Origin of the sequence: Bacillus sp. SLBN-46, assembly GCF_031453555.1 — a bacterium.
In the GTDB taxonomy this organism is placed as follows: Bacteria; Bacillota; Bacilli; order Bacillales; family Cytobacillaceae; genus Neobacillus.
In genome coordinates, this window is sequence record NZ_JAVIZM010000001.1 from 4,620,708 (window position 1) to 4,637,186 (window position 16,479).

The 16,479-nt window shown below is 39.1% G+C and carries 17 protein-coding genes and 1 riboswitch; of the genes, 3 read left to right on the forward strand and 14 right to left on the reverse strand.

What is annotated here, in order from left to right:
* Window positions 1-276 precede the first annotated feature (276 nt).
* On the forward strand, window positions 277-792 hold the full coding sequence (locus tag QFZ87_RS23500) for a DoxX family protein (protein ID WP_309866966.1): 516 nt from the start codon (window positions 277-279) through the stop codon (window positions 790-792).
* 48 nt (window positions 793-840) lie between these two features.
* On the opposite strand, the gene QFZ87_RS23505 is transcribed toward QFZ87_RS23500, so the two are convergent.
* From QFZ87_RS23505 to QFZ87_RS23545, 9 genes are all read right to left on the reverse strand, one after another.
* The gene (locus QFZ87_RS23505) at window positions 841-2,508 is read right to left on the reverse strand and encodes a glycoside hydrolase family 13 protein (protein WP_309866970.1); all 1,668 of its coding nucleotides are present in this window, start codon (window positions 2,506-2,508) and stop codon (window positions 841-843) included.
* 53 nt (window positions 2,509-2,561) lie between these two features.
* A complete protein-coding gene (locus QFZ87_RS23510) occupies window positions 2,562-3,584 on the reverse strand; it encodes a LacI family DNA-binding transcriptional regulator (RefSeq protein WP_309866973.1) in 1,023 nt (340 codons plus the stop codon).
* A gap of 57 nt (window positions 3,585-3,641) precedes the next feature.
* Window positions 3,642-4,457 (reverse strand): carbohydrate ABC transporter permease, encoded by an 816-nt coding sequence (locus QFZ87_RS23515; protein WP_308081028.1) that lies wholly within the window; start codon window positions 4,455-4,457, stop codon window positions 3,642-3,644.
* Window positions 4,457-5,317 carry a carbohydrate ABC transporter permease gene (locus QFZ87_RS23520; RefSeq protein ID WP_309868075.1) on the reverse strand — a complete coding sequence of 287 codons (861 nt, stop codon included), beginning with the start codon at window positions 5,315-5,317 and terminating at the stop codon, window positions 4,457-4,459. The genes QFZ87_RS23515 and QFZ87_RS23520 overlap by 1 nt, the downstream gene beginning before the upstream one ends.
* 192 nt (window positions 5,318-5,509) lie before the next feature.
* Window positions 5,510-6,820: an ABC transporter substrate-binding protein gene (locus QFZ87_RS23525; protein ID WP_309866978.1), complete on the reverse strand. Its 1,311-nt coding sequence runs from the start codon at window positions 6,818-6,820 to the stop codon at window positions 5,510-5,512.
* Between the two features lie 488 nt (window positions 6,821-7,308).
* On the reverse strand, window positions 7,309-8,979 hold the full coding sequence (locus QFZ87_RS23530) for a glycoside hydrolase family 13 protein (protein ID WP_309866980.1): 1,671 nt from the start codon (window positions 8,977-8,979) through the stop codon (window positions 7,309-7,311).
* Between the two features lie 128 nt (window positions 8,980-9,107).
* On the reverse strand, window positions 9,108-9,512 hold the full coding sequence (locus QFZ87_RS23535) for a globin domain-containing protein (RefSeq protein WP_309866983.1): 405 nt from the start codon (window positions 9,510-9,512) through the stop codon (window positions 9,108-9,110).
* Between the two features lie 90 nt (window positions 9,513-9,602).
* Complete coding sequence (locus QFZ87_RS23540) at window positions 9,603-10,013, reverse strand: VOC family protein (RefSeq protein ID WP_309868078.1); 411 nt, start codon at window positions 10,011-10,013, stop codon at window positions 9,603-9,605.
* Between the two features lie 238 nt (window positions 10,014-10,251).
* On the reverse strand, window positions 10,252-10,743 hold the full coding sequence (locus QFZ87_RS23545) for a hypothetical protein (protein ID WP_309866985.1): 492 nt from the start codon (window positions 10,741-10,743) through the stop codon (window positions 10,252-10,254).
* 191 nt (window positions 10,744-10,934) lie between these two features.
* Window positions 10,935-10,979, forward strand: a riboswitch (PreQ1 riboswitch).
* An 8-nt stretch (window positions 10,980-10,987) separates the two neighbouring features.
* On the opposite strand from QFZ87_RS23545, the gene QFZ87_RS23550 reads away from it, so the two are divergent.
* Window positions 10,988-11,473: a QueT transporter family protein gene (locus QFZ87_RS23550; protein ID WP_309866987.1), complete on the forward strand. Its 486-nt coding sequence runs from the start codon at window positions 10,988-10,990 to the stop codon at window positions 11,471-11,473.
* A gap of 125 nt (window positions 11,474-11,598) precedes the next feature.
* On the forward strand, window positions 11,599-12,123 hold the full coding sequence (locus QFZ87_RS23555; protein ID WP_309866989.1) for a DinB family protein: 525 nt from the start codon (window positions 11,599-11,601) through the stop codon (window positions 12,121-12,123).
* Between the two features lie 286 nt (window positions 12,124-12,409).
* Here QFZ87_RS23555 and QFZ87_RS23560 read toward each other — a convergent pair whose 3' ends face one another.
* From QFZ87_RS23560 to QFZ87_RS23580, 5 genes are read right to left on the reverse strand one after another with little or no spacing between them, the layout of a single operon-like run.
* A complete protein-coding gene (locus QFZ87_RS23560; protein WP_309866992.1) occupies window positions 12,410-12,685 on the reverse strand; it encodes a SemiSWEET transporter in 276 nt (91 codons plus the stop codon).
* A gap of 2 nt (window positions 12,686-12,687) precedes the next feature.
* Entirely contained in the window at window positions 12,688-13,656 is a 969-nt protein-coding gene (locus QFZ87_RS23565; RefSeq protein WP_309866994.1) for a sugar phosphate isomerase/epimerase family protein, read from the reverse strand.
* Entirely contained in the window at window positions 13,653-14,687 is a 1,035-nt protein-coding gene (locus QFZ87_RS23570) for a Gfo/Idh/MocA family protein (protein WP_309866997.1), read from the reverse strand. The genes QFZ87_RS23565 and QFZ87_RS23570 overlap by 4 nt, the downstream gene beginning before the upstream one ends.
* Complete coding sequence (locus QFZ87_RS23575) at window positions 14,684-15,718, reverse strand: Gfo/Idh/MocA family protein (RefSeq protein WP_309867000.1); 1,035 nt, start codon at window positions 15,716-15,718, stop codon at window positions 14,684-14,686. Before QFZ87_RS23575 ends, QFZ87_RS23570 begins: the two co-directional genes overlap by 4 nt.
* Window positions 15,719-15,720: 2 nt before the next feature.
* On the reverse strand, window positions 15,721-16,446 hold the full coding sequence (locus QFZ87_RS23580; protein WP_309867004.1) for a ThuA domain-containing protein: 726 nt from the start codon (window positions 16,444-16,446) through the stop codon (window positions 15,721-15,723).
* Between the last annotated feature and the right edge of the window lie 33 nt (window positions 16,447-16,479).

Consider the following 16,479-nt stretch of genomic DNA (forward strand, 5'->3'; position numbering starts at 1 on the left):
TGACAATAAATTTAGTCTTTATCTATAAAATAACAAAAATCGACTTAATTAACAATGAAGTAATAAATAAAAATGGAAGCGATTACATTATTTGTATACTAAAAATAGTTCCATGGAAAGACTTCCTTCCAGATCATGCTGATTATGGTGTTCAACAGTCTGTCATAACATTTCTAACAAACTGTGAACTTATCACTATAGCCATGTTATTTAAGCGAAAAAGTAATATATTGTAAATATAAAGAACAAAACAAAAAATGAAAGAAGGAATCATTTATGTTTAACAAATTTTTAAGAGAAAATAAGATTGCATCTGTTATCTTAACAGTCTTACGTTTATACCTCGGCTACTCTTGGTTTACTGCAGGATTTCATAAATTAACTGGCGGATTTGACGCTGCTGGATTCTTAAAAGGAGCCATTGCTAACCCGGTAAAAGGTCCAGATGGCGCAGTCGTTTTTGGCTGGTACGTTGACTTCTTGAAGCACTTTGCTCTTCCAAACGTCGATGTCTTTAACGTTCTTGTTCCTTGGGGCGAAACCTTAATCGGTTTAGGTTTAATCCTGGGATGCTTAACAACTGCCGCTATGTTCTTTGGTCTCGTCATGAACTTCAGCTTCTTCCTAGCTGGCACTGTATCTCACAACCCTAGAGACATCTTCCTTGGCTTCATCATCTTAACTGCTGGCTACAACGCTGGTAAAATCGGTTTAGACCGTTGGGTTGTACCTTTCTTCAGAAAAATGAGCAATAAAACAGCTAGTACTAAAAAATCTAAAGCTACAGTTTAACTGATAAAAAAGACGATTCGAAAATCGAATCGTCTTTTTTATGTCGTTTTATTTCATTCGATACACTCTTGCCTCATAAGGCTTTAATGTCAATTTTTGAAGTGGTTCATGTGGTGATACTTCATAATTGTTTAGCAGCAAGTTATGATAGTCGAGGGAAACCCCTTCCATCTCTACAAGCTGTGTAGAAAGATTAGTTATTACTATAATCTTTTCCTCATTTAACGTCCTTGTATAGGCAAAAATTTGAGGATCATCCTTCAAAAGCAATTCATACGTACCATAAGTAAATACTTCGTTTGCTTTCTTTAGATCAATCATCTTCTTATAGAAGTTTAAAACAGAATGTTCGTCGTTTTGTTGCGACAAGACATTGATGTCTTTAAAATTCGGATTAACCTTCAACCAAGGATTCCCTGTGCTGAAACCAGCATTCTCCTCCGTTGACCATTGCATCGGAGTTCGCGAGTTATCACGGCCTGATGCCCAAATAATCTCCATGATCTCTTCATGCGGAACACCATCGGCCCGCTTGATACGGTACATATTCTTTGCAGATACATCGTCGTAATCCTCTATGGAATCAAATTGGACATTTGTCATGCCGATTTCTTGCCCCTGATAGATGAACGGAGTACCCTGCATGAGAAAATACATTGCTCCGAACGCTGTTGCACTCTCACGCCAATATTCCTTGTCATTCCCCCAAGTGGATACTACACGTGGCTTGTCGTGGTTCTCGATGAACAAAGCGTTCCAGCCCTTATTTTCCAAGCCTTTTTGCCATCGAGACAATACATCCTTAAGCTCCACAATATCCAACTCTTTTTTCGCTTCGGCATCCCATAGTGCTAGATGCTCAAATTGAAAGACCATATTGAACTTCCCTGTCTTTTCACCAACCCAACGCTCCACATCTTCCACGTCATCAACAGTTACTCCGTTCGCCTCACCGACAGTCATAATATCATATTTAGCAAACGTCTCTTCCTTTAACTCCTGCAAAAACGTATGAATTCCGTCCACATTCATCATTTTATCGAAGCAAGAGACATATTGGAGCCCTTCAGGATTTGGCATATCCTCTAGGCCATCTTCCTTTTTAATGTGGCTGATTGCATCGACACGGAAACCATCGATTCCCTTATCAAGCCACCAGTTTACCATTTCATACAGCGCCTTCCGGACCTCTTCATTTTCCCAGTTAAGGTCTGGCTGCTTTTTTGAAAAAATATGCATGAAATACTGATCGGTTTGTTCATCATATTTCCAGGCTGAACCACCAAAAATGCTTTCCCAGTTATTCGGTTCTTTCCCGCCTTTTCCATCACGCCAGATATACCAATCACGTTTTGGATTTTCTTTAGACGCACGGGATTCGATAAACCAAGGATGTTCATCACTCGTATGGTTAATGACTAGATCAAGGATAAGTTTCATCCCACGGCGATGTGTTTCCTCTAAAAGAAGATTAAAATCAGCCATCGTTCCGAACTCTTCCATAATCTCTTGGTAATCACTGATATCGTAGCCGTTATCGTCATTAGGTGATTGATACATCGGACTTACCCAAATGACATCAATCCCTAGTTCTTTTAAATAATCTAATTTAGAAATGATGCCCTTGATATCCCCAATCCCGTCTCCATTGGAATCCATGAAGCTTCGAGGATAAATCTGATAGGCAACAGCTTCTTTCCACCATAATTTATTCATGTAAAATCCTCACTGACTCTTTTTATGTTTATCATTTCACATTCAATCCAAAGCTATTTTTTCACCGCGCACGACTTACGTTCAATTAGCTTTGTTGGAATCGTGATTCTCTTTGGCAACGTTTCAGGATTCTCGATTTTCTCTATTAAACATTCTGTAGCCAGATGACCTAATTGAAATGTGCCAATATCCACAGAAGTTAGTGGAGGCTTTGAATGTTCAGAAAGCGAGAGATTGTTAAAGCCAACAATTGAAATATCTTCAGGCACTCTGATGTTTAATTTTTCTAAATGACTGATGATTTCATAGGCCATTAAATCATCCTGAGTTACCAATGCTGTAGGAGGGGCATCAAGCTTCATCAAAGAACAAATGGCATCAATCCCTTGTTCATTGACTAACTCTTCATTAACGAGATAAGCCTCATTTACTGTAAGTCCAGCTTCCTTAAGAGCCAACTTATATCCATTAATCCGGTCAATAGTAACCACAAAATCTGGATTTATTCCAACGTAAGCAATATTCGTATGACCGTGTTCAATTAAGTAGTTGGTTACCTGTTTGCTTATAAAAATATTGTCATTATCAACATACGTAATTCTCTCTTCATTCACGCTTGGACGACCCACTACAGCAAAAGGAAAGCCGATTTCCTCCAGGTAGTTCATGGTCCGGTCATTGACACGTGAGTATAACAGAAGGATTCCATCGACACGTCTGCCATTAACCATGGACAAGACTTCCTCGTGAATTTCTTCCTCGGTTGACCCAGTTGAAAGATAAATACCGTATTTACTTTCATGAGCATGCATACTGATTCCTCTTAATACTTCAGGGAAGAATGGGTTTCGAAAGGCATGGTAGGCTGAATTCGGCATGATCACTCCAATGGTTTGAGTGCTTTTTGCAACCAAGCTACGTGCTTGCAAATTAGGATAGTACCCTAATTGTTCCATCACTTCTTTCACACGTCTCTTTGTTTGTTCACTTATTCGAGGGTTATTAGCAATGACCCTTGAAACCGTCGAAGGCGCCACATTTGCTTCCCTTGCCACATCCTTAATTGTAACCACCATTACTTCCCCCTAATACCAATAAATTGCTCGTTTTTCTACTATATTATAAGGTTGAAATTATTTTACCGCACCCTCAGAAATACCTTTAATAATTTCCCTTTGTGCAAAGAAGTACGCAATAATTACTGGAATAATGGCAATCGTTAATCCAGCAAGTGCTAAGTGCCATTGCTTTGTATACTCACCGAAGAAGAAGAACATTTTCAATGGAATAGTTTCCATTCCTTCTTGGTTAATAACAAGAGATGGAAGTAAGTAGTCATTCCAAATCCAAATGGTATTCAATATGGCAACTGTAACAGTAATTGGCTTTAACATAGGGAAAATAATGTGCCAAAAAATTTGGAAACGATTAGCCCCATCAATGGTTGCAGCTTCATCCAAGGATTTTGGGATCCCGCTCAATGTACCATGGTACAGGAAGATGGAAAGACTCGCACCAAAGCCTAAATACATAAAGATAATTCCGGAACGATTAAGCAGTTCTATTTTTCCGAAGATCGTCACTAATGGAATCATAACGGATTGGAACGGAATTAACATCGCTGCAACAAACATGAAGAATATAATGGTACTTATTTTGCTTTTATTTCTTGAAAGAGCGTAGGCAGCCATAGACGAGAAAATAATGATGATACCTACACTAACTACCGTAATAATCAGTGAATTCATAAATGTTTTTAAGAAGGTAAGTTCATTAAATGCTTCAACATAGTTATCAAAAGTAAATACTTCTGGTAATTTTAATGTGTCTGAGAAGATCTCCCTCTTTGTTTTAAAGGAGTTGACAATCATTAAGTAAAAAGGAGAAAGCCATAACAGACCTAATAACAAACCAAGGATTTCGAGCGGCAATTTATATTTTCTTCCCATTACATTTCTACCTCCCTTTTCTTGTTGATGTACACTTGTGTTAAGGAAATAGCAGCAACGATGATAAAGAAGATAACTGCTTTTGCCTGAGCATAAGCCATTTCACTTTCACCAAATGCCGTTTTAAATATCTCCATTGCGACCATTTGCGTGGAATTGTAAGGCCCACCGCCTGTTAATGATAAGTTTTGGTCGTAAAGCTTGAAAGTATTCGATAATGTTAAGAACAAACTAACTGTAAACGCAGGAGCAACTAATGGGAATACGATAAATCGTAGACGCTGGAATGAACTAGCGCCATCTATTTCAGCAGCTTCAATCAGCTCTGTTGGTACACCTTCTAAGTAAGAAATATAGATTACCATGATGTATCCGGCCATCTGCCAGCTCATTAGGATCACTAAGCCCCAAAAACCAGTGTTTGTAGTAGAAAGCCATCCTTGTAAGTTTTCGATTCCAAACAATTCTCCAACACCGGCAAATACCTTAATAAAAATAAACTGCCAGATAAAGCCTAGAATCAAACCACCAATTAGGTTTGGCATGAAGAAGATTGTACGTAGGAACTTACTTGTTTTAATTTTTGATGTCACGATAAGTGCTAAGGCTAAACCAAAGAAGTTAATTAAAATAATGGAAACGACAGTAAACTTTACTGTAAACCATAATGAATCTAAGAATTCCTTGTCTTTAAAGACATTAATATAATTCTCGAAGCCTATAAAGCCGCCCACTTCAATACCATTCCAGTCTGTAAATGAATAGTAGACTCCAAAGAGCAATGGAATGATAACAACCATAGATAATGCTAATAGAACTGGGGCTAAAAATAACCAATATGATAATTCCCGCGTACGCATCATGGTAAAAAGACCTCCAATGTGTTTTGTATTTTTTCTAAGTTAGTAATGATTGAAAGAAAAGGGGCTGATTCATAATAAAAGCCTAACCACTTAAGTGCCCCTTATGAACTAGCCGCTTGCCTCTCTCTGCTAATTTATAATGGGTCCTGCTTTTATCAAGTAGGACCCATTATCTTTGTTCATAAGGGATTATTTATTTCTTGATTTTTCCCAAGCTTCTTTTGTAGTTTTTATTACATCTTCCCACTTAGCTTCTTTGCTCAAATATTTTTGGATTTGAACACCAAGTTGATCTTGTCCCCAGCCAGTTGGGTAGCCCATGAATGTCCAGCCGATTGTCTTGCCATCTTGAGCATATTGATAAATTTCTTTTGAAAGTGGATCACTGATTTTTGATGCATCAAAGCCATCATAAGCAGGGATAAATTTGAAGTCGTTGATAACGATTTCTTTACCTTCGTCAGAAGTATATAACCAGTCTAAGAATTTCTTAGCTTCAGCTTGTGTAGCTTTGTCTTTGTTGCTGTTTACGCCCCAGTACATTGGGATACCAACTGGAATGGCATCTTCTTTATAACCTTCAACAGGGATTGGTAATAAACCAATGCTCTTATCAGCGAAATCTTTGTCGATACCAGCGATTGAACCATATGCCCAGTTACCTTGTTGAATCATCGCTACTTTTTGAAGTGAGAATAATTCTTCAACTTGTTGAGCATAGTCAAGGCTTACAGTTGGTTGAACAGAGTAGTTGTTTTGAAGATCAAGGACCTTCTTGAACGCATCACCATATTTGAAGTCAACTTTCTTTGCACTGAATGCATTTAGAACGTTGTTATCAAATTCAGGAGCAATGAAAGCATTGGATAAGTGTAGGCCTGTTACCCAAGTTTCTTTACCAGGAAGGGCAAATACTGCTTTAAGACCAAGATCTTTCTTCTTTGAATCTAAAGTTTTAACTGCATTTTCAAGGTCTGCATAGCTCTTGATTGATTTTGGATCAATGCCAGCTTTTTCGAATACAGCTTTATTATAGATGAAACCGTAACCTTCTTGGTTGTATGGTAAACCTAAAACTTTACCATCTTTAGTTACACCATCAAGTGTTCCTTTTAATGCCTTTTTAGAAGCTTCTGTATCAGAAAGGTCAGCTAATTTCTTTTGCCAATCTTCCACGTCTTGTGGTCCACCGATGTTGTAGATTGCTGGCTCTTTACCTGATGCAAACTTAGATTTTAAAGCCGCACCGTAATCTTCACCGCCACCAACAGTTGTGATGTTGATATTTACACCTTTGTGCGCTGCTTCATATTTCTTTGCAGCATCTTCAAATTGCTTTTTGAATTCTACTTTGAATTGGAATACATCAAGTGTTACATTTCCACCTTTTGACTCTTCTTTAGCTCCGCCACCTTTATCAGCGTTACCACAGCCTGTTAAAAGGAGACTTAATGAAAGAAGCCCAGCTCCAATTCCAGAAAATAATTTTTTCTTATTCATGATTTACCCCCATACTGAAAAATTTTGTAAAGCGTGTTGTTTTTGTGCAAAGTAAGAAAACATAGATGAATGTATTTTGTTCTATTTCGAATGTTTTATTCTAGACTACTTAAATATAGTAGATATCATACTAGTAATCGTTAAAGAGTGCAATCGTTTGCACTTACTTTTAAATAAAAAACTATTTTAGTATGTTGGTTTAAGTGTCTAAAATAGCAATCGAAATGGAGTAAAACCTTGTTATCTAAGAAAACGTTTGCACAAAATAGCAGAAAAACTGTAAAAAATCGTTATTCCTCAATAAAAAATCTACTTACTTTACAGTTAATATCTACTAATACCCCCTATACTTTTTATGTATCGTTAGCGAAAACGTTTGCACTAATCGATAGATTCATAGTAGCACTTTTAAAATGTATGCGCAATCATTTTTTTATTTTTTTTGGGGACAGTCCCCCGCCGCTTTAAAGCAGCGGGGGACTGTCCCTTTATTTTGTTAAAACTCTTACCTCATATGGACGAAGTGTAGCTGATGTTCCCGCTTCATAGTTGGAGAGAAGCATTTGGGAATTTGTTATGCTATTAACTAGCTTTTCTTCGTTAATCTCTACCTCTTCCCCGCTAAAATTACATAAAACTAAGAGGCGTTCTTCCTTCCAGTTTCTTTCATAAGCAAAGATCGATGGGTGATTTTTTAGTAACAATTGGAAATCACCTTCAACGATAATATTCATTTCTTTACGAAGAGAAATGAGCTTTTGATAAAAATAGAAAATAGACTGTGGATCTTCTAACGTACTTTTCACATTGATTTCTTTGTACCTTGGATTGGCCTGAATCCATGGAGTTCCTGTTGTAAACCCTCCATGCTCTGATGCATCCCATTGTACAGGTGTTCTTGCATTGTCTCTTCCCTTTGCGTATATGGACGTCATGATTTCTTCATGAGTATAGCCTAATGCTGAACGCTCCTTGTACATATTAAGTGTTTCAATATCACGATAATCCTCTAAAGAGTCGAACTTCACGTTGGTCATGCCGATTTCTTCCCCTTGATAAATATATGGGGTCCCCTGCATAAAATGAAGACAGGCCGCTAACATTTTGGCTGATTCCACGCGGTATTCCTGGTCATTACCAAAACGGGAAACAATCCTTGGCTGGTCATGGTTATTCCAATAGAGACTGTTCCATCCTTTGTTGTGAAGTCCCACTTGCCACTTTGCTAAGTTTTCCTTTAAGTCCACGAGATTGAGCGGTTTTAAGTTCCACTTACCACCAGGGGCACTATCTAAATCCATATGCTCAAAAGTAAAGATCATATTAACTTCATTTCGTTCAGGATTAGTATAAAGAATCGCATCTTCTGGTGTGGTTCCAGGCATTTCCCCCACCGTCATAATCGGATAATGCGCTAAAACTTCCTGATTCATTTCCTTTAGAAATTCATGAATTCTAGGGCCATTCATGTAAAAGGGGCTGCCATCACCATATAATTGACCTTCCCCTTGCACACCATCAGGTAAGCCTGGCTGTTTTGAAATCATATTGATTACGTCCATTCGGAAGCCATCGATTCCTTTATCAAGCCAAAATCTCATCATGCGGTAAACTTCTTCACGTAAAGCTGGATGTTCCCAGTTCAAATCTGGTTGTTTTTTCGCAAATAAATGCAAGTAATATTCCTTGGTGACTTCGTCATAATCCCATGCAGGACCGCTGAAAAATGATCCCCAATTGTTCGGCTCTTTCCCTTCTTTACCCTCACGCCAGATATAATAGTCGCGGTATGGATTGTCTTTCGATTGTTTCGATTGAACAAACCATTCATGCTCATCCGAGGTGTGATTAACAACGAGGTCAATGACTAATTTCATGTCACGTTTATGTACTTCTTCAAGCATCTGGTCAAAATCGGCCATGGTGCCGAACTCTTCCATGATTTTTTGATAATCACGGATATCATAGCCATTATCATCATTCGGTGAATCGTACACAGGGCTTAACCAGATGACATCCACACCAAGCAATTTCAAGTAATCCAGTTTTTGAATAATCCCTTGGATGTCGCCGATTCCATCTCCATTCGAATCCATAAAGCTTCTTGGGTATATTTGATAAACAACGCTTTTCTTCCACCATTGGTCATTTGTTTTCAATTGGAATCCTCCTCACTATAAACAACCACACTATACCATAAAAAATGAAAGGGGTTAATTTTATTGGATATAAAAAATCCTCACCCTGGTTAAGTACAGGTAAGGATTTTTGTTAATTCGCAAATTAATTAGTCGCGGTCAGGACTGTTTACCATTATGCCAGCAACCTGCGTTAAACGATCATAAAAGGCTAGTCCTGCTGGGTTTTGATCGAGTCCAATTTCCTGAAAGGCTTCTCTCATACAGCGTAGCCAGCAGGCTGCTCTTCTTGGGGTTACTTCAAATGGTAAGTGCCGTGCTCTCATGGCAGGCGGTCCAAATTCTTGGCTGTATAGAGCAGGACCTCCCAAAAATTGTGGAAGAAACATTCTCTGCTTCCGCTTGATTTCTTCCATTTCCCCTTCAAATAAAGGTCTTAATTCCGAATCAGCATATACACGCGGATAAAAGGCATCAACTAGCTTGTCAATGGTCTCTTGTCCACCAATTTCACTATATAGAGATTTAAAATTAGATTCCAATTCCTTCACCATCCATCCTTTATTTTTCCCCTGTTTCAAATAATTATAAAGCTTCCTTGAATGGTGTTTTGTGATTTACATCACGGAATAGATAAAATTACATCAATTTCCAGAAGAGTCTTTGTCAACTTTTGGCGCAACTAATTCCGCTTTTATTCGATCAGGATCTTCAAAGAATACCGCATAATGTGAATCTCCCCCAGCAAACGGGTGTCGGTCCTGATACAAAATAGGTATACCTTTTTCCTTCAATTGATCTGTCATCCAGTCTACCTGCTCTTTGGATTCTGCATGAAATGCTAGATGATTTAAACCAACCCTTGAACGGTGGTAAGGAATATCCATAAACCGCTCTTCTACTTGGACAAATACGAGATAGGTGTCCTTTTGCTTCCAACTAATACCTAAATCCCACTTTTGATATGGTTCATATCCTAATTCTTTTAAAAACCATCCCCAAAATTCGGTTGTTTTTGCTAGATTCGAAACATAGATCTCTAAATGGTGCAGAATGATGTTTTCCCCCTTTATTTTTCTGATATTTTAGGGCCTCGTACTGTAGAAAAACATTTATTCTATTATTTTATCATTTTTTATTTGCGGTTTTGATGAGTTTATTTGCGATAACACGAGGTTTATTTGCGAAAATTAGGCTTTTATTTGCGATAGATAACCGTTTATTTGCGTACTGCAAAAAAGCCAGCTCAAAAGGCGATAGCTTTTTAAGTCGGCTTTTTAATTTTTATTGTTACTATTTAGTGAATATTTTCTGAATAAGCGATTTTGGTTTTTTTCTCATTTTTTCAATCATACTTTGGAATCCATACATAATGACTGATTTAATGAAAAATAAAAGCCCCATTTGATAGTGCTTCATACTCACAAGTGAAACAATCCCCATTCTTCTTAACGCAATCATCCCCGGAAAGGCAAAAAGGGTGTCAAGAATAAGGTTCAATAGTAAGTATCGGAAAAAGTTTCCGAATGTGAATTTTAATATCCATAATGATCCCACAAAAAATGGCCCTATCATAAAGGGAAGTTCGCCCATTGTTTTTGGTATGAGTTTTTCATAAAATCTCCACCATAGCCGCTTTTTCGAAAAATAACTCTCAAAAATGACCCAAACGAAGATAAACAAAGCACCCGGGTAAAATCTCTTGAAGGACCGCTTTCCTAGGAGTGGCAGTGATAACCAGGGTATTAGCATCATTGCAAGTAAAAACATTTTATTTTGTTTCATAATAATACGCCATTCCTTTTTTTCTTTTTATCATGCACGGATTTATATTATTTATGTAAAAATTTCCTGTAATTATTTTTGAATAGCGTGGCACAAAAAAGGGGCCTTTAAATTTATGTACAGAGTAGCCTTGGACTTCACGTGGAATTGACGAGTATTTCTATTTATATTAATATATTAATTTGCCTGTAAGTTATGTGGTTCGCGAACCTCCCACACAAAAAAACTAAGGAGCTAATTATATATGAAAGTTAATACAATTGTCGTAAACGGTATTGTAGCAGCATTGTACATTGCAGTCTCTGCTTTAATCCAGCCGTTTGGGTTTACCCAAGTTCAGTTTCGCGTATCCGAGATGTTCAATCATCTAGTTGTTTTTAACAAAAAATATATCTATGGAATTGTTCTTGGTGTATTTTTAACCAATTTATTTTTTTCACCAATGAAGGCCTATGATCTTATTTTTGGTGTCGGCCAATCTGTGATTGCCTTGTTAATCACGATTGCTTCTGCAAAATATATCAAAGGCTTATGGGCACGTATGATTGTGAATACACTCGTCTTCACGTTGACCATGTTCTTCATTGCTCTTGAACTTCACTTGGCATTTAATTTACCATTCATGTTCACCTGGTTAACTACCGCAGTTGGTGAGTTTGTGGTCATGGCTATTGGTATGCCGGTACTGTATGTAATAAACCAACGTGTTCGTTTTGATAAAATCGTCTAAACAAAAAAAGAGTTGCTGCCGAGGCAGTGACTCTTTTGGTTTTTATCAGACATTTTATTTGGTATTTCTTTGTAAAAAAGAATAAAGTAGTAATAGATGATTTCAATTTGGAGGGAGAGGTAAAAATGTTACAACGTCCTTTAACTAGTGAGTATCCTGAATATTATGTACCGTATGTGAACCTGGTTCCCGAAGGAGACCTATTAGCGATTTTAAGTGAGGATCTAAAAAGTACGATTGAACTTTTTGACGGAATTTCGAATGAAGAGGGACATTTTCGTTATGCCCCAACTAAATGGAGTATCAAAGAAGTTCTCGGTCATATGACAGATACCGAAAGAATTATGAGTTATCGCCTGCTTCGTATTGGCCGTGGTGACCAAACGGCCTTAGCTGGGTTTAATGAAAATGAGTTTGTAGAAGGCTCACAAATTAACAAGCAATCAATGAAAGATATACTTGAGGATTTTATAGCAACACGCAAGGCTACGATTACTTTAATTAAAAACATGCCTGCTGAGGCCTGGGGCAACAAAGGCAACGCCAACAATACGGAAGTGACTACCCGCGCCATCGGCTACATAATTGCAGGTCACGCCATCCATCACAAAAAGATTATTAACGAGAGATACTTATCTGTGAAAAAATAGGTAGGTAATTTATGCAGGGCTCACTGTATAGTACGAATAAAGATATTATTTCTTACGTGCTGGGATAAATGTTCTTGTAAGAAGTTTAATTAAACCAGCTATAGCCAAACAAGGAATCCAGATCGTCATAATGAAGAATACCCTAGACAGCCCTTTGCGACCGATTCCTCTTCACCATGGCCATTTCGGTCGCGTAGATAGTTCCTACGCGACCATTCCCTCTGACTCATGACTATTTCGGGCTCGTAGAAGCCCCTACTTGAACCACCTATCTCAGATTCTCTATTTATTTCGCAACTTCTCTTGCACTATACTTTACTTTCAAAGTTAGTATGGTTGCCGATAGGATAAATGTGATCCCGTTTGCCGCTATGATGGGAATATCCTTCAACAACAAGCCATACATAAGCCATAAAAGCACCCCAATAGTAAACAAGCTGTACATGACAAGTGAAATTCCCTCAGTATTTTTCTCCTTGATGGTTTTAATCGCCTGCGGCAGGAAGGATAGAGTGGTTAAAACAGCCGCTACATATCCGAATACAGGTATAAACCCCTGCATATTTACACCCACCACATTTGCGACACAGGCTCTTCAATTAGAACAGATTTTAAATTCACAACTGCTCGCTTAAATCCTTCTTCAATCGACATGATAGGATCCTCATGTTCGATGCTGACCACATAATCGTAGCCATAGGTGCGGAGTGCACTCATCATGTCAGACCATTCTTTCAAACTGTGGCCGCAGCCCACTGAACGGAAGGTCCACGCACGTGAACGCACTTCCCCGTATGGCTGCATATCTGTTAAACCATACATATTTACATTTTCTTGGTCAATATACGTATCTTTCGCATGGAAATGATGGATGGCATTTTCTTTTGCTAAAATTTTAATCGCAGCCACAGGATCGATTCCCTGCCACCATAAATGACTTGGATCCAAGTTGGCTCCAATCGCATCGCAGGTTTCTTCACGCAACTTCAATAGTGTATAAGGTGTATGGACTAAAAAGCCGCCATGTAGCTCAAGGCCAATTTTCACCTGATGCTCCTTCGCATACTGGCCTACTTCCTTCCAGTATGGAATCAGCTTTTCTTCCCATTGCCACTTTAACACGTCTCCATATTCGTTAGGCCAAGGAGTCACCGGCCAGTTAGGGTATTTGGCGCCATCATGGTCACCTGCAGTACCAGAGAAACAGTTTACCACCGGAACTCCTAACAAGGACGCAAGTCTAATCGTTTTTAAAAGTGTCTCATGTGACTGCTTTGCGAATTCTTTCTCAGGAGAGATAGGATTTCCGTGACAGCTAAAGGCACTGATCGTTAGCCCTCGCTCTTCGACTTTTCCGATATATGCCTTCCGTGCTTCTTCACTTTCCAATAACGCATCTAAATCGCAATGGCTGTTCCCTGGGTAACAACCAGTGCCGATTTCAACGGCATGAAGGCCTGCCTTTTTTACGGTATCGAGCATATCCTCGAACGATTTTTCAGCAAATAATACGGTAAATACACCTAGTTTCATCGGGAAATCCCCTCTCTAAAAGATTCATTACTTTCATAGATTCGATCAATAATTTGAGAAACTTGAAGAGCCTCCTCTGGCTTTACAACCAATTCTTCCAAACCCAGACATGCTTGGATAAAGTTTTTTGCCTGTGGCAGTCCAGGATTCTCTTCACCTGGAATCCAAGCGGCTTGGCTATTTAGCAGCATGCCATTTTTAGTGGTATAAAGCTCAAATGGGAACACACTTAAACCGCCATCCACTCCAGAAATGCTCAGATGTTCCTTGTCGTCCTTGATATTTGCCGCCCACGAAGTTTCAAACAGCATCGTAGCACCATTTTCAAACTGAGCATACGCTGTGACATGATCATCGACATTAAACGTTTCATGATCAAACTCGCCCCATTGGTTCACTTGATTCGGCATTTTACTTAACGTGTTATAGGTGGTGCCTGACACCATCGTTTGTTTGGGATTTCCCATTAGCCATAAAGCGAGATCGAGAAGGTGACAGCCATAGTCAATCAGACTTCCGCCTCCTTGAAGATCTTTATTCGTAAACACACCCCAGCCCGGCACTTTCCTGCGTCTTAAAGCCTGAACTCTGACTACAAGTGGTGTTCCTACCTCTAGCATGGCCTTCTTTGCTGCCTGTGCTTCCTTCATGAAACGATAATGATAAGCGATCGCTAGAACCTTATCCGCTTTTTTTGAAGCAGCAATCATTGCTTCACATTCCTCCGCACTTAGTGCCATCGGCTTTTCACAGAGAACATGAACACCTGCTTCGAATGCAGCAATGGAAATCTCCGCATGAAATTTATTTGGTGTACAAATACAAACGGCATCTACTTCTGAAAAAAGGTCCTGATAGTTCTCAAACACGTGTGGAATCTGATGTTTTTCAGCGGTTTCTTTGGCACGGTCCACATTCACATCACTGAGAGCTGTTATTTTACATACGTCACTAAGCTGTAAAAAAGCAGGGATATGACGGCCCTGCGCTATACCGCCAACCCCTATAATGCCAATTCGTAGTTTTTTCATCGTTCTCTCACTCTTACAATCTGTTTTGTTTCATTTGATTCGAGCGCAGCCAAAATGACATTTAAAGACTTCATGCCTTCCTCACCGGGTACAGGAGGCTCTTGATTGGTCACAACAGCATTAACAAATAGATCAATTACACGCGAATTGTTTTGACCGCCATCTTCATTTGACTGGATCCTACCCAACTGGTAATTGACCACCTCACCATTCTTATATTGAAAAACTAGCGAGTTAACCGGGTCATCCTCTAAACGAAGAATCGCTTTTTCACCATAAATAATCGTCGAATTATCTTCTTTGCTTACATAGGCCCAACTGGCAGCAAGCGTTCCAATGATTCCACTTTCCGTTTTTAAAATACAAACCGCATTGTCATCCACATCCGCAAATTCCTTCGCACTTGTTTCTACGAAAGAACCCACTTCAACAATCTCTTCCCCAAGTAGATAACGCAGTAAATCTGTTTTGTGGACACCTAGATCGCCCATCGCTCCAACAAATGCTTTTTCCTTTTGGAAAAACCAGCTTTCTTTTCCATCCACACTCCAGCCTTCTGGACCACCGTGTCCAAATGCTGTACGAAAACTATAAATTTTCCCGATTTCTCCACTTTCAATGAGCTTACGTGCTTTTTGATGAGACGGTACAAAGCGTTGATTATGAGCAATCATCAGCTTTTTGCCACATTCCTTGGCAGCTGCAATCATAGCTTCTGCTTCTTGTTTTGAAGTAGCCATTGGTTTTTCACAGAGGACATGAACCCCGGCCTGTAAAGCAGCAATGGAGATTGGCGCATGAAGGTAGTTTGGTGTACAAACACTAACCGCGTCTACTCCGCCAGCATTCAATAGCTCTTCATAACTTGTATAGGCTTTAGCTCCAAATTTCTCCGCCACTTCTTTCGCACGCTCTTCATTGATATCACAAACCGCAACAAGTTCTACATGTTTATTTGCTTTATATTCAGGTAAATGACGATGCTGGGCAATACTGCCGCATCCTATGACAGCTACGCGTAATTTTCCCATGATTATTTTCCTCCTTTAATCACTTCTAATGGTTTGGCGTTTCCGTAAACTGGACGTTCGCGTTTCACTGGATTAGCCCATTTAACCGCGTTACTAATGACACGCTGAATTTCTTTGTTATGATAAGTCGGATAGGTTTCATGTCCTGGGCGGAAGTAGAAAACCTTACCGTTACCGCGCTTATACGTACAGCCGCTGCGGAATACTTCTCCACCTTCAAACCAACTGGTAAAAATCAGCTCATCTGGCTGCGGGATATCAAAGTGCTCTCCGTACATTTCTTCTTTTTCTAGTTCAATATATTCCGAGATTCCTTCTGTAATAGGATGACTTGGGCTAACAACCCAGAGGCGTTCCTTTTCATCTGCTTCCCGCCATTTCAAATCGCAGCTTGTTCCCATTAATGTTTTAAAGATTTTTGAAAAATGGCCAGAGTGAAGAACAATGAGCCCCATGCCATCAAGGACACGCTGTTGGACCTTTTGCACAATTTCATCTTTTACTTCACCATGTGCGAGATGCCCCCACCAAACTAACACATCTGTATTTGCCAATACTTCATCTGTTAAGCCATGCTCAGGTTCATCTAATGTAGCGGTTCTAGTGTCGAAACCTTCCGCTTCAAGAAATGCTGCAATGGCCCCGTGAATTCCATTTGGGTAAATATCTCTAACCACAGGGTTTTTCTGTTCATGTCGGTTTTCATTCCATACTGTTACGTTTAACATCTATAACGACTCCTTTTTACTTTTATAAAAATT